Here is a 20,555-nt window from a genome sequence, read left to right on the forward strand (position 1 = left end):
AATGTGTCATGAGTAACTTGACCGCCAGGGCAGCAGAGCAACTGTCATCCCTTCGTTCGATAGCGCTGATTTGCATGGCGCTCATCACGACGAGCGCTTTCTACCGCTTGAGCATGCCGATAGCCGAGAGCCACAGGCTCGCCGAGCCACGCCACTGCCACCCACGTCCGACGCGCCTGATGGATGTTTCATTGCGCCCCGTCGATGTCGAGCAACCTGCAGCCCACTTGCCGATAGGCGCCCACCTGGTCAGCCCGCGCCGGTTCTACTTGCATCACGGGATCTACCTGGGCGGGACAGACGTTGTTCATTACTCGGGGTTCAGTGGCTCGCTCCGCCCGGGTCCCATCGAGGTGACTGATCTTGAGCGCTTTGCCAACGGCAAGCCGGTCTGGATGCTTCAGGAACCTTGCAAGTACTCCAGCGAGGAAATCGCTGAACGGGCGCGCTCGAGATTGGGTGAAGCTCAGTACAGGGTGCTCTTCAACAACTGCGAGCATTTCTGCAGTTGGTGCGTCAGCGGGAACAGCTACAGTGCGCAGGTCGATGCCTGCTTCCATCGTCCCCATGCTCTGCTCGCTTTGATTTCGGCACTGGAGCCGTACTGGGTGGCCTAGTGTCCTGTGCTAGAATTTTTTCCGTCCACCCAAGAGGATCGTGCATGAACGGTAGTCCCTCATCCCATGAGCCGGGCAACAAGGACTCCATGGTGTTCGTGGTGGATGACGATGCCTCCATTCGCGATGCATTGAGTAATTTGTTGCGCTCGGTCGGAATCCGCGTCGAGACGTTTGCTTCCACCGCGGAGTTTCTACAGCAGCCGAAGACGGATTGCGCCAGTTGCCTGGTGCTCGATGTGCGACTTCAGGGGAGCAGTGGCCTGGACTTCCAGCGCTGGCTGGCGGAGTCGGACTCGAATATTCCCATCATCTTCATCACCGGCCATGGCGATATCGAAATGTCGGTCAAGGCGATGAAAGCCGGCGCCGTGGATTTCCTGGCCAAACCATTCCGTGAACAGGATCTGCTGGACGCCGTGACCGCCGCGCTCCAGGCAGATATCAAACGTCGCGAAATCCGGCAGCAGTCTGCCGACCTGCATGCCCACTACCAGACACTGACCGTCCGCGAGAAAGAGGTGATGGCTTTTGCGGTCAAGGGCCTGATGAACAAGCAGATTGCCGGGCAGATGCACCTGAGCGAAATCACCGTGAAAATTCATCGCGCCCATGCGATGAAGAAAATGCACGCCAAATCGTTCGCCGACCTGGTTCGGATGGCCGAGTCGCTGAACCGCAGCGCCTGACACCCTCCCGAATAACCCTCGAATCCCATGTGGGAGCGGGCCTGCTCGCGAAAGCGGAGTGTCCGCCACGGAGATGTTGACTGTGCCGCCGCCATCGCGGGCAAGCCCGGCTCCCACAGGGGCCGGAGGTGTATGCAAAAGCAGCGTCCACCCTCGAATCCCATGTGGGAGCGAGCCTGCTCGCGATGGCGGAGTGTCCGCCACGGAGATGTTGACTGTGCCGCCGCCATCGCGGGCAAGCCCGGCTCCCACAGGGGCCGGAGGTGTATGCAAAAGCAGCGTCCACCTCGAATCCCATGTGGGAGCGAGCCTGCTCGCGATGGCGGAGTGTCCGCCACTGAGATGTTGACTGTGCCGCCGCCATCGCGGGCAAGCCCGGCTCCCACAGGGGCCGGAGGTGTATGCAAAAGCAGCGTCCACCTCGAATCCCATGTGGGAGCGGGCTTGCTCGCGAAGGCGGGGTGTCTGTCACGGAGGTATTGCTCCCACTGGGTTTTGTGTCATCCCTGGGAAAATATGGAGTCCCAACAAGGCAAGAAATACAACATAAATAAAAAGTTTTATTGACTAAAAAATATCATCGGGTAATTATTTCCCTGCATCTGCTGTCACGCAGAGTCATCTCCAGGGGAAACCCGATGAATCAGAACAACGCGCCTTCACTGGCCAGTCTTTATGTCGAGACGCATGAGTCGTCCTCCGACGCACGCTCCACTTCTTCGTTCATGCAAGGTTTTCCGGCCGAACCTCACCATCGTGTCACCTGGCACAACTGGATGCGTGCGCCCTTCAATCAATGGGGCTTTCGCAATCTGGCGCGCCTGCGGCCTTCCATCGATGTGCAGGCAGGGGCGGGGCCGGTCAGCGTGCTGAAGCAGGCTCCACTTGTACTGGATGAACTGCACTTCAATAGCGAATGCGGCTTGAGCATCAGCGTGCTTGAGCACCTGGTGGCCAGCCAGACCGATGCTTTCCTGGTCATGCAGGGCGGCACCGTGCTGTTTGAGCGCTATTTCAACGGCCAGGAGCCTCAGGACCGACATGTCATGTTTTCGGTGACCAAATCGCTGATCGGTACCCTCGGCGAACAACTGGTCAGCGACGGTGTGCTGGATCCGGCGCTGCCCGCGGCCCACTACGTACCGGAACTTGAAGGCAGTGCATACGCCGATGCAACCGTACGCCAGTTGTTTGATATGGCCGTGGGCATCCAATACAGCGAGGTGTACGAGGATCCGGATTCGGAGAGCTCCCAGTACGGCTATGCCTGCGGTTTCCAACCGGCACCCACGCAATACGCCCAGTTCGAATCGCTGTACCAGTTCCTGCCGTCGCTCCGAAAGCAGGGCGATCATGGCGGTTTCTTTCACTACGTGACGGCCACCACCGAAGCCCTGGCTTGGGTCATGGAACGCGCCAGTGGCAAATCCTGTCATCGTCTGTTGGAAGATATCTGGAGCCAGTTGGGGTGTGAACGCGACGGCTATTTCATGGCCGACCCATGGGGTCGCAGCGTAGCCGGTGCCGGTTTCAACGCCACCTTGCGCGACATGGCGCGCTTCGGTCGCCTGCTGGCCAGTGACGGCCGTCACGACGGGCGCCAGTTGCTGTCGCCCAAGACGATTGCGCGCATCGCCGCCGGTGCCGATCCGGCGATCTACGCCACATCCCCCGACTTTGAAGCCTGGACCCCCGGCGCTTCCTATCGCAGCCAGTGGTACGTCTTCAACGACCACAGCCAGGCGCTCATGGCCGGTGGCATTCATGGCCAGTACCTGTTCGTCGACAAGCCATCCGGCGTGGTGATCGTCAAGCAGTCATCTCTGAACGAGGCCGTCAGCCCGTTCGACGGGGACAGCGTGCGCATGCTGCGCGCTATTGCGGCGCACCTCAGCGCCTGACCACGTTTGCCGATTACAAGAATCGCGTTCCATTCACCTGGTCCCGCCAGGTGTTGGCGACGTTCTGCGCCGCCATTTACTGCCCTGTAACAACAATAAATCACACAGGAGCTTCACATGGTTTCCACGATGCGTTTCTCTCGAACGCTCTTCGCGGTCGGGCTACCCCTGACGGCCCAGGCCGCGCTGGCGGGCTATACCTTCGAGGATGGCAATCTCAAGGGTGAGGTCAACGTCACCGCAGGCGCTGCGGCGATTTCCACCCGCAATGTCAACTTCGGCGCTGGCCGTATCGACATGCGCAGCCGCAAGAATGGCGGCAGCAAAATCGATTGGCAGGAGTTCTACGTCAAGCCTGGCGTCAAACTTGAGTACGCCTTGCAGCCGGACTTCAGCCTGCTGGCCGGTGGCTCGCTGGTCGGGGCGACGACCTTCGGCGATGGCGATGCCGGCGGCTTCACCCGCAGTTCCGATGGCGAGGTGGCCACCGAGGAACTCTACGGTGGGTTCCGGGCCGGGGAGTGGACGTTCACCGCCGGCCGCCAGAACTACATGATCGGCACCGGCTTCATCGTCATGGACGGTGATCTGGACCAGCTCAAGGACGGCGCCTACTGGCTCGCACCAAGGAGCGCTTTCAAGGATTCGGCGGTGCTGGCCTGGGATCACGGCACATTGAAAACCCAGGCGTTCACCTTGCGCACCGACGATGACCTGGGTGACTTCCGGATGACCGGGGCCAACCTCGATTACAACCTCGACGATCAAGTGACTCTCGGCGCCATGGCCATGAAGGTCAATGCCCTCGGCCCCAAAGGCGCCACGCCGCTGCGCCGGGACGGCATGCAGGTGTATAACCTGCGGGCGCTCAACGCCAAGGTCCCGGGCTTGCCGGCCTTGACCCTCAACGCCGAATACGCGGTGGAACGCGGCAACGGCGAGGGTGTCGAGTATGATGCCAAGGCCTGGTATGGCCAGGCTGACTATGCCTTCGATGCCTTGCCGCTGACGCCGGTCGTGGGCTATCGCTACGCGAGCTTTTCCGGCGATGACAACCTGACGGACAACCGCCAGAAGTCCTGGGATCCGCTCAGTAAGGGCTATGTCGACTGGGGGACCTGGCTGGTAGGGGATGTTGTCGGCAACTATCTGCTGTTCAACAGCAACGAAAACGTACAGCAGTTCTCGATCAAGACCCACCTCAACGAGACCCTCAACCTCGGGGCCATCCACTACCAGTTCTGGCTGGACGAAAAGAACTACATGGGCACGGCGGTCAGTGACCGGCGTTTTGCCGACGAGAGCGTCGTCTTCCTCGACTGGGCGCCGTCGAAGGCGCTGGTCTCTTCGCTGTCCTATAACTGGGTCAAGCCGATGGCCGCGGCCAAGCAGGTGTTTGGCAACGACCGGAAATTCAGCGCGCTGGAATTATCGTTCACCTATCGCTATTGATGCCGCGAGCCTTCGCGGCCGCGCTGGAGTGTTTTGCCATGAACAAGTCTTTGCGTAACACGGTGTTGGGTGCTCTCGTTTCGTTGCTGGCCAGCGGTGCATGCGTGGCTGAAGAGCGGACGGTGAGAATCTATAACTGGATCGAGTACCTGCCGCCGGAAATCCTCAAGAGCTTCCAGGAGGAGACCGGGATCCGCCCGATCTATGACGTGTTTGACAGTGTCGAGACCCTGGAGTCCAAGCTACTGACCGGCAACTCCGGGTATGACGTGGTGTACCCGGGCAGTTCCAACGTCAGCCACTTGATCGCCGCCGGCGCCGTCCAGCCTCTGGACCGCAGCCAACTGCCAAGCTGGCAGCAACTGGACCCGGAGTTCATGAAAGGCCTGGAAGCCGTGGGTGACCCGGGCAACCGCTATGCGGCGCCATACCTGTGGGGTACCACACTGATCGGCTATAACGTCGACAAGGTTCGGCAGGCTCTGGGAGCCGATGTGCCGATAGACACCTGGGACATCATCTTCAAGGAAGAAAATCTGGCCAAACTGGCGAGTTGCGGGGTCGGTTTTCTCGATGCAGCCAACGAGATCCTGCCCATCGCCTTGCATTACAAGGGACTGGATCCCAACAGTCAGAAACGTGAGGACTACCCGCAGGCACAGGCGGCGATGGCCAAGATCCGGCCGTTCATCTCCTACTTCAATTCGTCACGCTACGGCATGGACCTGGCCAATGGCGACGTCTGCATCGCCGTAGGCTGGTCAGGCGGCGTGGCGCTCGCCAAGCGCCTGGCCGATGCCGCTGGCAAGGGTGTCAAAGTGGCAATGGCGCTGCCCAAGGAAGGTGCGCCGATGTGGTCGGACGTGATGATGATCCCCACCAACGCCCCCCATATCCAGGAGGCCCATGCGTTCATCAACTACATCATGCGGGCCGATGTCATCGCCCGTATCAGCAATAAGATCGGCTACCCCAACCCCAACAAGGACGCCACCGCGCTGGTGAACCCTGAGGTCCGTGACAACCCCGCGATGTATATCCCGGATGACGCGCGCAAGACATTGTTCGCCCTGGAGCCTATGCCGGCTGCAATCGAGCGGATCCGCACGCGTACCTGGACGGCCATCAAGACCAATCGCTGATGGAGGAGAGTGTCCATCTACAAAACCTGTGGGGCTTGCTCGCGAAGGCGGTTTATCAGTCGACTCTGCAGTGGCTGATCCACCGTCATCGCGAGCAGGCTCGCTCCCACACAGGTTCTTCAGTGGACACACATTCTGCGGCCGGTGCCAATCCCCTGTGGGAGCGAGCCTGCTCGCGATGGCGATCTGTCAGCGTCTTCCTTCAGGCACGCATGCCCTGGAACAACAATGCGGTGATCCGCTTGACCTGGGCAGAGTGTGCCTCGATATCCGGCTGTTCCTGGTTGACCAGCCTGAACAGTTGCAAGTGTGAATAATCGTTCAACAAAAAGGCGGCCAGCTCGACGTCGAGGTCGTCGCGCAGCTTGCCGGCCTGCTGCAGTTCCTTGATCAGGCCACTGATTTCAGCCCTGAGCGCATCGTTCATGGCGCGATAACCGTCCGGCAATCCGCCGTCGCCGCCAAACAGGATCAAGGGCAGCAGTTCGCGCCAGAGACTGGGGTGCATGACTTCCAGGGCGTAACCCGTCAGCAGCCGTTCCAGGTAACACAGCGCCTCGACCGGATCCTCTATTTCAGGGACCTGCAGACGTGTGTCCTTGAGCGCACGCTGGTCGGCCTCGTGGAGGATTTCAAGGATGATCTCCTGCTTGTTGCCGAAATACTTGAACACCGTAGGGGCCGATACCCCGGCCTGGCCGGCGATCTGTTCGATGGTGGTGTTCTGGAAGCCCTGACGCTCGAACAGTTCGATCGCAGCCTTGCTGATGGCTTGGCGTCGTTCGGCTTTTTGACGTTCACGCAGTCCGCTCACGGGAGGTCCTTTGTCACTGGAAAAGAGGGCATACAGTGCCCCGGATCCATGCAAAATACTTAACTCGATAAAATATTTAAAGCATTTATTTAGATGCTGGCCTTTTAGTGCGAACGCTCTGCAATAGCCCTCGGATGGGTGATGCATGGCCAAATGCTACGTAGTTTATGACGAGATCAGGCACAAAAGGAGCGCTTACAGATAATTCTGTCAGCAAGTGAGACGGGTAACGTGGCGCACCGTTTCTTCGCCGCGTCTGTTACTCGGTACGTTCAATGTCGATTAAAAAGAGAACAAGAAAATGACCAGCCCCAGTTTCAAGGATTCGAACGGCCACTTGGCACAGGGCTTCAAGCCTCGTCACGTCACCATGCTGTCAATTGCCGGGATCATTGGCGCAGGTTTGTTTGTGGGGTCGGGGCATGCCATTGCAGCGGCGGGCCCGGCTGTATTGCTGGCTTACCTGGCTTCCGGCCTGCTGGTGGTGTTGGTCATGCGCATGCTCGGTGAGATGGCGGTGGCCCGCCCGGACACCGGCTCGTTCTCCACCTATGCCGACCAGGCCATCGGGCGCTGGGCCGGCTTTACCATCGGATGGCTCTACTGGTGGTTCTGGGTCCTGGTGATCCCCATCGAGGCGCTGGCCGCCGGCCATGTGTTGAACCAGTGGTTTCCGTCCATCGATGCCTGGTTGTTTGCTTCGGTATCGATCGTGGCCCTGGCGGTGACGAACCTGTTCAGCGTGTCCAAATACGGCGAGTTCGAGTTCTGGTTCGCGATGGCCAAGGTCGTGGCGATCATCGGTTTCATTTCCCTGGGGTTCGCCGTTCTGATGGGCTGGATTCCCGAGCGGGAAGCCAGCGGCCTGAGCCGCCTGATGGAAGAACACGGCGGCTTCGCACCCAACGGTTTGTCGGCGGTGGTCGGGGCCTTCATTACCATCATGTTCAGCTTCATCGGGACAGAGGCGGTGACGATTGCGGCGGCTGAATCCGATAACCCCGCGCAAAACATCGCCAAGGCGACGCGCTCAGTGATCTGGCGCATTGGCGTGTTCTATCTGCTGTCGATCTTCGTGGTCATTTCGGTAGTGCCGTGGAACGATCCGCAACTGGCTTCGGTGGGCTCCTACCAGCGAGCCCTGGAACTGATGAACATTCCCCATGCCAAGTTCCTGGTGGATGCCGTGGTGCTGATTGCGGTGGCCAGTTGCATGAACTCCTCGATCTACATCGCCTCGCGCATGCTGTATTCGCTGGGGCGACGCGGCGATGCGCCGAAGGCCTTGAGGGTAACGTCGGGGGACGGCGTCCCGCGCACAGCAGTGATTGCCAGTACCGTGTTGGGGGCAGGTATCACGTTGTTCAGCTACTTCATGCCCGCCGGCCTGTTCCAGTTCCTGCTCGCCAGTTCCGGCGCCATCGCGTTGCTGGTGTACCTGGCGATTGCCGTCTCCCAACTGCGGATGCGCCGACTGCTGCGTCGCCAGAACGTCGAGCTGACTTTCCACATGTGGTTGTTTCCCTGGCTGACCTGGCTGGTCATCGTGTTCATCTGCGCGGCGCTGGCGGTGATGATGGTGACGCCGGAGCACCGTAGCGAAGTCAGCTCGACCCTCGGCCTGGCGTTGATCATTTCCTTTATCGGTCTGGTCACCTCGCGGCAGCAGCCTCAGGTGGAAAGGGCGGCTTCCCTGGGATAGCCCCAGGGAAAGCTAGATGAAACACTTGTGGCGAGGGGAATCTGTGGCGCGGGGATAAATCCCCTCGCCACAAGAGGCGTTCCATTCCCGATCTGTTTCACCTCTGAAACACCCTCCTGAAATCAGGCTCTCCGCCTGTCACCCTGCCTGTAAACCCTTTTTGCCGATCTGGCACTAACCCGTTCGAGCGTTGTCATTAATTGGCGCCGTGGCGGCGTCACGTCAGCTGTATCGATGGGCTTCTCAAACGCCTTCGGGCAAACAAACTCGCGATGGATTGCGTCCTGGACCGACTATTTTTTTGCGGGTTGCCATTCTATGGGGCTGCTTCTCGATCCTCGTCATGACATCGATGCCGCGTTATTGAGCTATCGCCGGGTGTTCTGGTCCCTGGCGCTGTTCAGCGGTGTCATCAATCTACTGGTGCTGGTGCCGTCGCTCTACATGATGCAGGTGTACGACCGTGTCCTGACCAGTCGCAATGAAACCACTTTGTTCATGCTGACCCTGATCGCCCTGGGGCTGTTCATGTTCAGTGCCTTGATCGAGTGGGTACGCGGCGAGGTGATGATTCGCATGAGCGCGGGGCTGGACGACGCCCTGGGCGAACGGGTTTTCGATGCCGCTTTTGCCCGCAGCCTGCGCGAGCACAACGCCAACCCGGCGCAGGTGCTCAGCGACCTGGCGACGCTGCGGCAATTGATTACCGGGCAGGGGCTGATCGCCTTGCTCGATGCGCCGTGGCTGCCGATCTTCCTGCTCGTGGCATTCATTTTTCACCACTGGTTCGGGGTGCTGACCCTGGTGCTCGCCCTCGTGCTGATCGGCCTGGCGCTGTGGGGCGAACTGGCGACCCGCACGCGCCTGGGTGAAGCCAATCGCCTGGGTGTGCAGTCGGCGGTCTACGTCAACAGTACGCTGCACAACGCCGAAGTCATCCAGGCGCTGGGTATGCTCGGGCCGTTGCGTCAGCGCTGGAGCCTGCTGCAGCAACGCATCATCGCCGCCCAGGCCCATGCCAGTGACCGTGGCGCCCGTATCACCTCGATGACCCGTTTCGTGCGCATTTCCGGTCAATCCCTGTCGCTGGGGCTGGGGGCGCTGCTGGTGCTGGAAGGCCAGTTGTCGCCGGGCATGATGATCGCCATGTCGCTCCTGCTGGGGCGTGCCTTGGCGCCCGTGGAAATCGCCGTCGGCTCGTGGAAGCAATTCAATGCCGGGCGCCAGAGCTATCAGCGCCTGAGCCTGCTCCTTGCCCAGCATCCCCGTGATCACCTGCGCATGCCGTTGCCGCCGCCCACTGGCGCGGTGCGCCTGGAGCAGTTGTACGTCGGCCCGCCCGGCGCCTCGCAGCCGATTCTGCGGGGGATCAACTTCTATCTCGAAAAGGGTGAGGTGCTCGCCGTGGTGGGCCCCAGCGCCAGTGGCAAATCCACCCTCGCCAGGGCGCTGGTCGGCGTATGGCCTCCCTTGGGCGGATCGGTACGCCTGGACAATGCCGAGATCAGCCAGTGGTCCCACGACGCCCTCGGCCCCCACCTTGGGTATCTGCCCCAGGACATCGAGTTGTTCGACGGCAGCGTGGCCGACAACATCGCCCGCTTCGGCGAGCAGGATGCCGACAAGATCATCACCGCCAGCCGTCACGCCGGTATCCACGAAATGATCCTCAGGTTTCCCAAGGGTTATGACACGCCGCTGGGCCCCGGAGGGCTCGGCTTGTCCGGCGGGCAGAAGCAACGCCTTGGCCTGGCCCGTGCGCTCTATGGGCGTCCGGCGCTGATCGTGCTCGACGAACCCAATTCCAACCTCGATGAAGCCGGCGAGCAGGCCCTGGTGCAGGCCATTGCCGTGCTCAAGGCCGCGGGCAGCACGGTGGTGTTGATCACCCACCGGCCCAGCGTGCTGGCGATGGTCGATCACATCCTTGTGCTCAAGGACGGGACCCAACAGGCATTCGGTCCACGGGACCGGGTACTCAAGGCGCTGATGCCGGGGCCGCGACCGGCTGCGGTGAGGGAGGCTGGTGAAGATGCATGATCTGACTCCAAGTCCACACGCGTATAGCGAGCAGGGGAGGAGCCTGCGCAATGTCAGCCCGTTGCCCGGCGCCAATACCGATGCCGGCAGTGCGGCGCGTTATGGCGTGGGTTTCCTGGTGCTGGCGTTGGGCGGTGCGTTGCTCTGGGCTTGCCTGGCGCCGCTGGACCAGGGCGTCGTAGGCAGCGGCACGGTGGTGGTGGCGGGCGAGCGCAAGGCGGTGCAGTCGCTGGTGGGCGGCGTGGTGGAAAAGCTGCTGGTCAGCGATGGCGATCGCGTCAGCCAGGGGCAATTGCTGGTGCAGCTCAATACCGTGCAGGCACAAGCGCAGTTGGACGTGACGCTGGGCAAGTTGCTCAACGACCGCAGCATCGAGGCGCGCCTGATTGCCGAGCGCCTGGGCCGCGCCGATATCCAGTGGCCGGAGGACTTGTTGGCCCGTGCCGACGAGCCAAGGGTCAAGGCCGCCATGGCATTGCAGAGCCAGTTGTTCCTGAGCCGCCGCGCCGAGTTGGGCAGCCGCTTGCAGATCATTGAGCACGAAGTGGCGGCGCTGGAGCAGCAACTGCTCGGCTACGAAGGGGTCAAGCGCAACTACGACGCACAGATGCGCTTCCAGCGCCAGGAGTTGGAGGGACTGCGGGACCTGGCGCGTGAAGGCTACGTCCCGCGCAACAAACTCTTCGAGGCCGAGCGCAACGCCGCCCAATTGGCCGGTCAGATTGCCTCCGGGATTGGTGATGTCGGCAGGACCCGCCAGTCGATCAACGAAAGTCGGCTCAAGGCTTTGCAGGCGCAGCAGGAGTTCCGTCGCGATGCCGAAACCCAGCTCAGCGAAGTATCCGCCGAGGCGGCGGGTTACGCCGATCAGATCCGCGCCTTGCAGTTCGAAGTCGACAATGGTGCCATCCGCGCGCCGGCGACCGGACAGGTCATGGACTTGAATATTCACACCGTCGGTGGCGTCGTCCAGGCCAGCCAGACCCTGATGCAAGTAGTGCCCCTGGATGCGCCGATGGCGATCACTGCGCGGTTCGAGCCGCTGATGGCCAACAAGCTGCGACCGGGGCTGCCGGTGCATGTGCATTTCACTGCGCTGCAGCGGGTGGACACGCCGACGGTCACGGGCACGGTCAGTACGGTGTCGGCGGATCAGTTGATCAACGAGCAGACGCACCAGCCGTACTTCTCCGCCAAGGTCGAGATCCCCGCTGATACCGTCGCCTCGCTGCAGGCCGCCGGCCTGTGGGTACGGCCGGGCATGTTGGCCGATGTCACGGTGGTGACCGGCGAACGCACTCTGATGAATTACCTGATGAAACCTTTGCGCGAACGCTTGCTGGCTGCCTTCAAGGAGGAATGAGCATGACTGACCGTCGCCTCTATCGCTCCCGCGTGTTGTTGAGCCTGTGTACCAGTTGGGTGGCGATCAGCTCAGCGTGGGCCGCCGAAGGTGGCCTGAGCCTGATCGCCGCGTACGATGCCTCACGCCTCAATGACCCGACGCTGCAATCGGCCACCCATGCTTTCGACGCTTCGCGCAACGAAGATGCCATCGGCCGCGGTGGTCTGTATCCACAGGTATCCCTGACGTCGCGCTACGGTTACGGCGGACGTACCGACGGCGGCGATGACAGGGGCTACGTCAACAGCAACGACTACCAGGCGAACAGCGTCACTCTGGCGGCGCAACAAGCGCTTTACGACAAGGGCCGCTGGGCGGCTTATCAAGAGGGCAAGGCTCGCGGGCAACTGGGCAGCCAGCTGTTCGATGTTGCCGGCCAGACCTTGTACGACCGGGTTGCCAAAGGGTATTTCGATGTGGCCCGGGCCGAGAACGAAATCAAATTGATCGCCCAGCAGAAGGCGGCCATCAATGGATTGGTCATCCAGAGCAAAAAGCTTTACCAGGGTGGCCAGGGCGCGATCACCGATATCGATGAGGCCCAGGCGCGGCTCGATCTGGTCGAGGCCCAGGAGGCTGAAGCCCAGGCTCGCCGGGTGGCGGCGTTGCGAGCCTTGTCCGGCCGGGCCAGCGTGCCCATCGACGACATCCAGCCGATGCGTGAGGAACTGCCCCTCGGCAGCCCGATTCCGCCGGAGCAGGATCTGCGTTACTGGACGGCCATCGCCCGTGACGCCAGCCCCGAGCTGGCGGCCCGTCTGGCGGCGGTGAAGGTGGCCGAGGCCCAGGCCGACAGCCAGCGCGCCGGGCACTACCCGAGTCTGTCGCTGACCACTCAGTTGACCCGTAGGGAAACCCGTCAGTACCAGGAACTCGATCCGCGCCAAGACACTTATTACGTGGGCGTGCAACTGGATATCCCGTTGTATCGCGGCGGCTCGGTGCGTGCTTCGGTGGCCAAGGCCGAAGCGCAACTGGCCGGTGCCCAGTCGGACTATGACGTGCAGCGCCAGCAACTGGCCGAGAACATCGAAACCGATTACCTGGGCGTGGTGGCGGGGTTCGCCAAGAGCAAGGCGATGCAGCGCGCAGTGGAGTCCAACCAGCGCGCGCTGACGTCGACGGAGAAGGGCTTCCAGGGCGGCGTGCGCTCCACCGTGGACATCCTCGATGCCCAGCAGCGGGTGTTCCAGGCCCGTCGGGACCTGCTCAATACCAAGCTCGACATGCTGCAAAGCTATGTCAGCCTGCACACCCATACCGGCCAGATGAACCGCGCGGTGCTGGAGCAGGTGCAGCGGTTGTTCTGAGGTTCCGGGTGGGTAGGTTCGCCGCCATCGCGGGTAAGCCCGGCTCCCACAGGGGATTGGCGGTGGACATGAGTCCTGCGGTCACCCCGAAACCCTTGTGGGAGCGAGCCTGCTCGCGATAGCGATCTGCCGGGCAACACGCTTCCGGACTTGATAGCCCAAGGCCAACCCGGACATTGAGCTATCATGCTCACTTTCCCAGCGACCGACCGATTCCCATGACTGCCGTAACCGACACTCTGCTGCACGCCCTCGAAACCTGCGACATGCTGATCATCGACGGGCTGCATGCATTCGATTTTTCCCTCGACGAGCAGGACCAGTTGCACGTTGAGTGCATGAATGGCCGCACGCTCGCACATTGGCGTTTCACGCCTGCGCAGATGCAGGCCGCGACGTTCGACCCGGCTTCGAGGCACTGGATCATTTCCAGCGATTCGGGCGACCACCACCTGGAATGTGTGGAAGCGATCAGTGGCCATGATGAGGAGGACGAACATGAAGATGCGTAGTCTCTGGCCATTGCTGATGGCCGGCAGCGTGGGTGCCATGGGCATGTACGCCAACGCCGATGAGCGCTATCAATTGCTGGTGGGCTCCTACACGGCGGGCCAGAGCCAGGGCGTCTACCGGCTGCAGTTCGACAGCCGTACCGGCCAGCTCGATGCCAAGCCGTTGCAGGTGATCAAGACCGACAACCCGTCGTGGCTGACCCTGTCCCCGGACATGAGCCGGCTGTTCGTGGTCAACGAGAATGGGCCGGGGCAGAAGGATCCGGTGGGCAAGGTCAGCAGTTATGCCATCGACCCGGCGACCCACGCACTGAGCCTGATCAACCAGGTGCAGACCGTGGGCAATGAGCCGACCCATTCCAGCCTCAGCGGCGATGGCCGGCATCTGCTGGTCAGCAACTATTCGGTGGTGGAGGATCCGGGCGGTACGCTTGCGGTATTGCCCGTGGGCGCCGATGGCAAGCTGGCGCCCGTCGTGCAGTTGAGCAGTCACCAGCCAAGCCGGGTCAACCCCGAGCGGCAGATGTCGGCCCATGTGCATTCGGCCGTGTCGTCGCCCGACGGCAAATATGTGTTCGCCAACGACCTGGGGGCGGACAAGGTGTTCGTCTATCGCTACGACCCCAAGGCCAATCCCGAGCTGCCGCTGACTGCTGCCGACCCGGCGTTCGTGCAACTGCCGCCCGGCAGCGGACCGCGCCACCTGCTGTTCAGCGCCGATGGCAAGCACGCCTGGCTGACCCTGGAAATGACCGCGCAAGTGGCGGTGTTCGATTACCAGGACGGTCGCCTGGTCCAGCGCCAACTGGTTGACCTGGCGGCGGGCAAGCCTCAGCCGGCGAGGGCGGCTGCGGCATTGCATGCCTCGAAGGATGGCAGGTTCCTGTATGTCAGCAACCGTGGCACCAGCAACGAAGTGCTGGTATTTGCCATCGACCCGGCTGCCGGCACGCTGAAAGAACTGCAACGCCGCTCCGTGGAAGGCGATCATCCGCGGGAGTTCAGCCTCGATCCGAGCGGGAAATTCCTGTTGGTTGCCAATCAGAAGAGCAATCAGATCGTGGTGTTCGAACGTGATCCAAAGACCGGCCTGCTGGGTAAGCCGGTGCAGAAGTTGCCGATGGATGCACCGAGCGATGTCAAGTTCATCCAGCGTCAATAGGTCACAGGCCCCGTTTTTCGGGGCCTGTGCGGTTATATCAACGGGACTGATATTCGCTAGCATTGCAAAGCATTTCTAGACGAGACGCCTCGGCGCGTAAGTTTGCTTCACGGCCCGACCGGGCAAGACAGCCAACTGAATCCGAGGAATACCGCCATGAACCTGAACCTCTTCTCCATTATCGCCGCTTCCGCCATCTCCGCCACCGTGGCGCTGCCGGCCAATGCCAGCATCGAGATCAGCGACAAGAAGAATCGTACCCAGAGCTACACCGAGAAATACCTGCAACAGAGCGCCAACTTCTACGCAGCCCTGGATCACAAGACCCAGCACTGAGCGCGCCGGAACGACTGAAGCCTGCGATCTTTTCGTCTCGACAGGGAGAGAAAAGATCGCAGGCTTCGTCATTTTCATCAGGCGCTTCAGCGTGTTCTGAAAGACCCACTGTAATATCACATAGCCATGTGTTTAAATTTGACGCTGAAAAATTGACTCCTTTCTTCCATAAGGATCGACACCATGGCGATGCGTCTGGCAATGATGCTGCTGTTTCTCTATTCCACCCCGATTGTCTCGGCTGCCCAGCCGGTCCCCGACGAGCCGGAAGCGGCCCGTGAGCGATTACTGAGTTTGCTTCAAGACTGATCGGGTCAGCAAACCACCGACCCCTGTGGGAGCAAAGCTTGCTCGCGATTGCGGTAAGTCTGCCAGCCACAATATTGACTGGCCCACCGCTATCGCGAGCAAGCTTCGCTCCCACAGGTTTTGCGTCGTCTGATCGTTAACTGACTGGCGTTAGAGCAAACCTTGCTCCTGCAGAGATCGCTTGTTTCATTTCACCTCCACCGTACTCAACCCATTCCCCTGACGCTGGACCCGAATCTGCACCGGGATGCGCTCGTGCATTTCCTGCACGTGGGAGATCACCGCGACCTTGCGACCCTGGGCCTGCAAGCCATCGAGGGCGTCCATTGCCAGTTGCAGGGACTCGGGGTCGAGGCTGCCAAAGCCTTCGTCGATGAACAGCGACTCGATCCTCAGCGTACTGGACGCCATCGACGCCAGGCCCAGCGCCAGGGCAAGGGAGACCAGGAAGGTTTCGCCCCCCGACAGTGAATGCACCGAACGCAGTTCATCGCCCATTTCCGTATCCAGCACCAGGAGCCCGAGCATGCTGCCGCCGCGCTTGAGCCGGTAGCGGCGCACCAGTTGCCGCAACTGGACGTTGGCGTGGTGCACCAGCAAATCGAGGTTGTAGGCCTGGGCCAGTTTGCGGAAGCGGTCGCCAGTGGCCGAACCGATCAGCGCATCCAGCCGGGCCCAGCGCTGATACTCGGTATAGGCTTGCTCGATTTGCAGGGCCAGGGCCTGGTTGGCGTTCTGTCGGCGTTGGTCTTCTGCCTGTTCGGCACGCAGCTCGGCGCAACGTTGTTCGCTGGCGGAAAATTGCTGTTGCAGTTGGGCGAGGGCCTCGGCCAGTTGTTCGGGCAACAGGTTGCCGTTGTGCTGGGCCTGATGATTCTGCAGGCGCTGTTCCCGTTCGGTCAGCAATACGCGGGCCTGCTCAATGGCCTTTTCACTGCTGAGCAATCGCTGGCGCAACTGGCCGACCTGTTGCTCATCGAGAGCGAGCAGGGCTTCGAGGGAAGCGTCGTCCAGTTCCGCATGGGAAGTGCGCCATTGCGCGATGCCAGCGGCCAGGGCCTGGTATTCAGAATCCAGGGCGTTCGCCTGCTCCTGCCGGGCTTTGAGTTCGGTAGCCAGTTGCACCAGACTGTTGCGCAATTCGTGCAGTTGCTGATTGGCCGCTGTTTCGGTTGTGCGCGCCTGTTCCAGGGCCTGGTCGAGTTGTTGCTGCCACTGTTCTGCGCTGCCATGTTCGCCGAGCAGTTGCGCGAGGGTTTGGTGGCAGGCCTGCTGTTGTTCGGTCAGGCCCTTGAGTTGTTGTTGCGCCGACTCCAGTTGCTGGACGCGGGTCTGTTGACGGTCTCGTTCCTTTTCCAGGGTCTGCTGGCGTTCGAGCTGTTCGCTGAGTTCGTCACGCTGCTGTTCCAATTGCTCCAGGCGTTGGGCAATCTGCTGGTCGAGCTGCATGAAGGTCGCGGCGGGCTCGGTGCGCAGGGCTTGCAAGGTCTGCGCTGGCAACAGGCTGCTGAAGTGACTCAGCTCATCGTCCAGGCGTTGCCGATCCCGGTCCAATTCCTGTTGCTGATTGCTCAAGTGCAGTGACGCCTGTTGGCTCGCCGTTTCAGCGTTACGCAGGTGTTGGGACAGGCGTGCGGCGTCCTGTTGCAGGGTCAGAAGGGCTGCTTGTCGTTGTTCGTCCTGGTTGATGCGCTGATGCAGTTGGGTGTTCTGCTGGGCCAGCCAGGCGTCGCGCCTGGCGGCATCTTGCGCCAGTAGTTGCGCGGACAGCGGATGGGCTTCAAGGCTGGGGGTCAGATCCTGTTGCTGGGCTGCCAGCTGTTCCTGCTGTTGTTTCAGCTCCTTGAGCTGGGCTATGACACCGCTGTACTGCGCACGCAGGTCGATGACTTTTTCATTGAGCAGGTCGACGGCGCTGCGGGCGCTGGCCTCTTCGTTTTCATCGTGGCGTCCGAGGCTTTGCAGCAGCGCTTCTGGCTGATGATAAGGATGCTCGACGCTGCCGCACACAGGGCAAGGCTGCTCGTCCTGTAGCTGCGCGCGCAAGTGTTCGACGCTTTCGCTGCGGGCCAGTCGTTGGCGCGCCAGCAGTTCGCGGGTCACGGTCAGGGTCTGTTCGGCAACCGCCAGCTCGGCCTTGGCTTCGCCGCCTTCGCGCACCAGTCGGTCGCGCTCCTGCAACGCCTGTTGCTGGCGTTGTTCAAGCTCGGTGTCACGTTTGTCCAGCTCTTGCTGGCTGGCCCACAACCGCGTGAGGTCTTCGAAGGCCCGTTGTTGCTTGCGATTGTCTTGCAGCAGAGTGCCGAGCAGTTGGATCTGTTCGGCCACGGCTTCGGGTTCGGCGCCGGCCTCCTTGTAAAGCACTTCGAGCTCTTGCCGACGGGCTACCAACTCCTCGGCCGCGCGCGTGGCGCTGTGTTCCAGCGTAGCGAGTTCGGCCTGGCCCTTGTTCAAGCGGTTGCCGATCAGCATCAACTGTTGGAGGCGATCACGGTAAGCCTTCCAGGCATCGCTCAGCGGCGCGAGGTGGGTGCTTTGCTCAAGCTCGGTGGCGATGCGCGCCAGGCGCGCGGCCACCTGGTTCTGCTGTTCGAGCAGGGTGTCGATGGTACGCTGGCCATCCGTGCAGGCCAATTGCGCCTGCGCCTGGCGCTCGCCCCCCTGATTGGCTTCCGTGATCAGGCGGGCGAGGGTGTTCTGCTCTTCAAAGGCCTTGCGTAGCAACGGCGCGTTGTCGGTGTTTTGTTGACGGGCTGAGGCCAGTGCCTGTTGTGCTGCGGCCAGGGCTTTTTCCAGTTCTGCCTGTTGTTCATTCAGGTCGATCTGCTGCTGGCCTAGCTGCCGGATCTGTATCGCCAGAGGCGCCAGGAGCCGGGTCAGTTCCGCCTGGCGGATGAACTGATGGCGCTGGGGCGCCAGTTGCTCCAGGCGGGTCAGTTTCAGGCGCTCTTGCGCCAGGGTGTTCCAGTCGGCCTTGGCCTGTTGCAGTTGTTCAGCGGCGCTGGCGTGCGCTTCCTGCAATTGGTGCAGGTCCTTGAGCCAGGTGTGTTGCAGCTCCAGCTGCTTGAGTTGGGCCTGTTGGGTCTTGAGCTGTTGCTGGGCTTCGTTGAAGCGCGTGTCCAACTCGGCCCGGGCCTCGGGGGACAGCGGGGTGACGCCGGTGGCCTGGTCCTGTAAATGCTTGTGGTTTTCCCTGGCCTGCTTGGCCTTGTCGAATGCGCGGCGGCCGAGGCGGGTGTACAGGGCAGTGTCGGTGAGTTTTTCCAGCAGTTCGCTGCGGTCGTTGTCATCGGCCTTGAGAAATGCGCTGAACTCACTTTGGGCCAACAACACGGCACGGGTGAACTGCTCGAAGTTCAGGCCCAAGGCAGCTTCGAGCTGAGCCTTGTACTCGCCTTTCTGACTTGCCAGCAGTTGGTCATTGTCCAGGTCCCGCAGGCTCTGGCGACTGGCCTGCAACTTGCCGCCGGCCTTCTCCCGAGCGCGATTGGCCTCCCAACGGGCACGATAACGGCGCCCGTCGATGCCGCGGAAATCCACTTCGGCGTAGCCATCGCCGGTACCGCGGCGCAACAATGTGCGTGGGTCCCCGGTGGCGATTTCCCCGTCGGCGTCCGGCACCTTGGCATCGCGCCCAGTGTGGTTGAGGCGCGGCACAGCACCGAACAACGCCAGGCACAGGGCATCGAGCAAGGTGCTTTTGCCGGCGCCGGTGGGGCCGGTGATGGCGAACAGGCCGGCGCTGGCCAGGGGTTCGGCGGTGAAGTCGATATCGAAAGGGCCGGCCAGGGAGGCGAGGTTCTTGAGGCGGATCGCGAGGATCTTCATGGTTGCTCGCCCTCCATCTGAACGTCCTGCAGCAGCAGGGCAAAATCCTTGAGGGTCTGCTCATCCACTTCGTTGCCATAGGTGTCCTGCCAGGCCCGGCTGAACAGTTCCTGTGGGCTCAGCTGATCCAGTTCGATCAAGGCTGCGTCGTCATCGGTACTCCCGGCACTGCCGTGGCCCGCGTATTCGGCGGCGATCCGCACCAGTCGCACAGCTTTGCCTTGCAGTGCGGCTTCCACCTGATTGCGCAGGTCCGGCTGTGGCTCGTCGAGGCGCACCCGCACTTCCAGCCAGGGCAGCCGCTGGATGTCGGCCAGCAGGTCGATGTCCGGGAGGTCCTTGAGCTGCCCGAGGATCTCGGCCAGCGGCGCCGGGCCCAGGCGTTGCAGATTGACGGCCCGGGGAATCAATCGTGGCTCGACCTTGACCAGGGTATCGCCGTCCAGGGTGACGTCGAGGATCTGATGCTTGTAACCGATTTCCGAGAAGGACAGCGGAATCGGCGAGCCGCTGTAGCGGATGCGTTCTTCGCCGTTGACCTTTTGCGGTTTGTGCAAGTGGCCGAGGGCGACGTAGCTGATGCTCGGGCCGAAGAGGCTGGCGGGCAGGGCTTCGGCGTTGCCGATGATCAGGCTGCGCTCCGAGTCCTCGGACACCGAACCGCCGGCCATGTGCGCATGGCTGATGGCGATCAATGCCTGGCCCTTCTTGCGCTTGCCGTTGGCGGCGGCGATCAGCCATTCGTGGACCTGGCCGATGCCCCGCAGGTAGTCATCGCCCAGTTGCGCGCCGGTCACTTCGGCGGGGCGCAGGAACGGCAGGGCCAGGCACCAGGCCCTGGTCTTGCCCTTGGCATCGGGCAACGGCAGCAACAGGCGTTCGACGTCCAGTTGCCCGTCGTCCAGCCACAACACCCGGCCGAGGGCGTGGGTACGCAGCCGTCGCATCAACGGCGCGGGTAGCTCGATCCGAGAGCCGGAATCGTGGTTGCCGGCGATCATCACAATGGTCAGGTTGGGGTGTTGTTCGTGGGCGCTGACGATGAAGTCGTACAGTCGCTCCTGGGCTTTGACCGGCGGGTTGACGGTATCGAAGATATCGCCGGCAATCAGCAGGACATCGGGCTTTTCGCTGGCCAACTGGCGCAGCAGCCACTCGAGGAAGCACGCGTGTTCGAAATCGCGCTCCTGGCCGTGCAGATTTTGCCCCAGGTGCCAGTCGGAGGTGTGGAACAGACGCAAGGCAAACTCCAGAAAACAGGTGATGGCCGCGTGAAAAAAGGGCGGCTGAAAGGATGCTGAGTTTACTGGGAACAACCGATCCTGTGGCGACGGGA

The 20,555-nt window shown here is 61.7% G+C and carries 16 protein-coding genes; 13 read left to right on the forward strand and 3 right to left on the reverse strand.

Features of this window, described 5'->3' with window-relative positions; translation table 11 throughout:
• Positions 1–8: 8 nt before the first annotated feature.
• From QZH45_RS13605 to QZH45_RS13625, 5 genes are all read left to right on the forward strand, one after another.
• Entirely contained in the window at positions 9–617 is a 609-nt protein-coding gene (locus QZH45_RS13605) for a lecithin retinol acyltransferase family protein (RefSeq protein ID WP_024781151.1), read from the forward strand.
• 44 nt (positions 618–661) lie between these two features.
• Positions 662–1,306, forward strand: coding sequence for a response regulator transcription factor (locus tag QZH45_RS13610; protein ID WP_024781152.1), 645 nt, complete (start codon positions 662–664; stop codon positions 1,304–1,306).
• Positions 1,307–1,944: 638 nt separating this feature from the next.
• Positions 1,945–3,207, forward strand: coding sequence for a serine hydrolase domain-containing protein (locus QZH45_RS13615; protein ID WP_055135669.1), 1,263 nt, complete (start codon positions 1,945–1,947; stop codon positions 3,205–3,207).
• 117 nt (positions 3,208–3,324) lie between these two features.
• Complete coding sequence (locus QZH45_RS13620; RefSeq protein ID WP_024779700.1) at positions 3,325–4,659, forward strand: alginate export family protein; 1,335 nt, start codon at positions 3,325–3,327, stop codon at positions 4,657–4,659.
• A gap of 38 nt (positions 4,660–4,697) precedes the next feature.
• Positions 4,698–5,801, forward strand: a complete 1,104-nt coding sequence (locus QZH45_RS13625; RefSeq protein ID WP_024779699.1) for a polyamine ABC transporter substrate-binding protein — start codon at positions 4,698–4,700, stop codon at positions 5,799–5,801.
• 202 nt (positions 5,802–6,003) lie between these two features.
• Here QZH45_RS13625 and QZH45_RS13630 read toward each other — a convergent pair whose 3' ends face one another.
• On the reverse strand, positions 6,004–6,615 hold the full coding sequence (locus QZH45_RS13630; RefSeq protein ID WP_024779698.1) for a TetR/AcrR family transcriptional regulator: 612 nt from the start codon (positions 6,613–6,615) through the stop codon (positions 6,004–6,006).
• 301 nt (positions 6,616–6,916) lie between these two features.
• On the opposite strand from QZH45_RS13630, the gene gabP reads away from it, so the two are divergent.
• The 8 genes from gabP to QZH45_RS13670 all read left to right on the forward strand — a co-directional run bounded on the left by gabP (position 6,917) and on the right by QZH45_RS13670 (position 15,391).
• Positions 6,917–8,317 (forward strand): GABA permease, encoded by a 1,401-nt coding sequence (gabP, locus tag QZH45_RS13635; protein ID WP_024779697.1) that lies wholly within the window; start codon positions 6,917–6,919, stop codon positions 8,315–8,317.
• Positions 8,318–8,635: 318 nt separating this feature from the next.
• Positions 8,636–10,357: a type I secretion system permease/ATPase gene (locus tag QZH45_RS13640; RefSeq protein ID WP_055135667.1), complete on the forward strand. Its 1,722-nt coding sequence runs from the start codon at positions 8,636–8,638 to the stop codon at positions 10,355–10,357.
• Positions 10,350–11,720 carry an HlyD family type I secretion periplasmic adaptor subunit gene (locus tag QZH45_RS13645; RefSeq protein ID WP_024779695.1) on the forward strand — a complete coding sequence of 457 codons (1,371 nt, stop codon included), beginning with the start codon at positions 10,350–10,352 and terminating at the stop codon, positions 11,718–11,720. The genes QZH45_RS13640 and QZH45_RS13645 overlap by 8 nt, the downstream gene beginning before the upstream one ends.
• 2 nt (positions 11,721–11,722) lie before the next feature.
• Positions 11,723–13,072 carry a TolC family outer membrane protein gene (locus QZH45_RS13650; protein WP_055135666.1) on the forward strand — a complete coding sequence of 450 codons (1,350 nt, stop codon included), beginning with the start codon at positions 11,723–11,725 and terminating at the stop codon, positions 13,070–13,072.
• A 218-nt stretch (positions 13,073–13,290) separates the two neighbouring features.
• Positions 13,291–13,584, forward strand: a complete 294-nt coding sequence (locus tag QZH45_RS13655; RefSeq protein WP_024779693.1) for a DUF5629 family protein — start codon at positions 13,291–13,293, stop codon at positions 13,582–13,584.
• Positions 13,571–14,746 carry a lactonase family protein gene (locus tag QZH45_RS13660; RefSeq protein ID WP_055135665.1) on the forward strand — a complete coding sequence of 392 codons (1,176 nt, stop codon included), beginning with the start codon at positions 13,571–13,573 and terminating at the stop codon, positions 14,744–14,746. Before QZH45_RS13655 ends, QZH45_RS13660 begins: the two co-directional genes overlap by 14 nt.
• A 156-nt stretch (positions 14,747–14,902) precedes the next feature.
• Entirely contained in the window at positions 14,903–15,082 is a 180-nt protein-coding gene (locus QZH45_RS13665) for a hypothetical protein (protein ID WP_024779691.1), read from the forward strand.
• 183 nt (positions 15,083–15,265) lie between these two features.
• Positions 15,266–15,391: a hypothetical protein gene (locus QZH45_RS13670; RefSeq protein ID WP_257225734.1), complete on the forward strand. Its 126-nt coding sequence runs from the start codon at positions 15,266–15,268 to the stop codon at positions 15,389–15,391.
• A 186-nt stretch (positions 15,392–15,577) separates the two neighbouring features.
• On the opposite strand, the gene QZH45_RS13675 is transcribed toward QZH45_RS13670, so the two are convergent.
• Positions 15,578–19,219 carry an AAA family ATPase gene (locus tag QZH45_RS13675; protein WP_055136239.1) on the reverse strand — a complete coding sequence of 1,214 codons (3,642 nt, stop codon included), beginning with the start codon at positions 19,217–19,219 and terminating at the stop codon, positions 15,578–15,580.
• Positions 19,216–20,460 carry an exonuclease SbcCD subunit D C-terminal domain-containing protein gene (locus QZH45_RS13680; protein WP_055136240.1) on the reverse strand — a complete coding sequence of 415 codons (1,245 nt, stop codon included), beginning with the start codon at positions 20,458–20,460 and terminating at the stop codon, positions 19,216–19,218. The genes QZH45_RS13675 and QZH45_RS13680 overlap by 4 nt, the downstream gene beginning before the upstream one ends.
• Between the last annotated feature and the right edge of the window lie 95 nt (positions 20,461–20,555).

This window comes from Pseudomonas corrugata (assembly GCF_050920615.1).
GTDB classification, from domain to species: Bacteria; Pseudomonadota; Gammaproteobacteria; order Pseudomonadales; family Pseudomonadaceae; genus Aquipseudomonas; species Aquipseudomonas corrugata.

Bases quoted from the DNA above. Each gene is read 5' to 3' on its own strand.
- QZH45_RS13605 (WP_024781151.1), top strand. From the start codon at position 9: ATGAGTAACTTGACCGCCAGGGCAGCAGAGCAACTGTCATCCCTTCGT.
- QZH45_RS13675 (WP_055136239.1), bottom strand. From the start codon at position 19,219: ATGAAGATCCTCGCGATCCGCCTCAAGAACCTCGCCTCCCTGGCCGGC.
- QZH45_RS13650 (WP_055135666.1), top strand. From the start codon at position 11,723: ATGACTGACCGTCGCCTCTATCGCTCCCGCGTGTTGTTGAGCCTGTGT.
- QZH45_RS13620 (WP_024779700.1), top strand. From the start codon at position 3,325: ATGGTTTCCACGATGCGTTTCTCTCGAACGCTCTTCGCGGTCGGGCTA.
- QZH45_RS13610 (WP_024781152.1), top strand. From the start codon at position 662: ATGAACGGTAGTCCCTCATCCCATGAGCCGGGCAACAAGGACTCCATG.
- QZH45_RS13665 (WP_024779691.1), top strand. From the start codon at position 14,903: ATGAACCTGAACCTCTTCTCCATTATCGCCGCTTCCGCCATCTCCGCC.
- QZH45_RS13640 (WP_055135667.1), top strand. From the start codon at position 8,636: ATGGGGCTGCTTCTCGATCCTCGTCATGACATCGATGCCGCGTTATTG.
- QZH45_RS13660 (WP_055135665.1), top strand. From the start codon at position 13,571: ATGAAGATGCGTAGTCTCTGGCCATTGCTGATGGCCGGCAGCGTGGGT.
- QZH45_RS13645 (WP_024779695.1), top strand. From the start codon at position 10,350: ATGCATGATCTGACTCCAAGTCCACACGCGTATAGCGAGCAGGGGAGG.
- QZH45_RS13655 (WP_024779693.1), top strand. From the start codon at position 13,291: ATGACTGCCGTAACCGACACTCTGCTGCACGCCCTCGAAACCTGCGAC.
- QZH45_RS13615 (WP_055135669.1), top strand. From the start codon at position 1,945: ATGAATCAGAACAACGCGCCTTCACTGGCCAGTCTTTATGTCGAGACG.
- gabP (WP_024779697.1), top strand. From the start codon at position 6,917: ATGACCAGCCCCAGTTTCAAGGATTCGAACGGCCACTTGGCACAGGGC.
- QZH45_RS13625 (WP_024779699.1), top strand. From the start codon at position 4,698: ATGAACAAGTCTTTGCGTAACACGGTGTTGGGTGCTCTCGTTTCGTTG.
- QZH45_RS13670 (WP_257225734.1), top strand. From the start codon at position 15,266: ATGGCGATGCGTCTGGCAATGATGCTGCTGTTTCTCTATTCCACCCCG.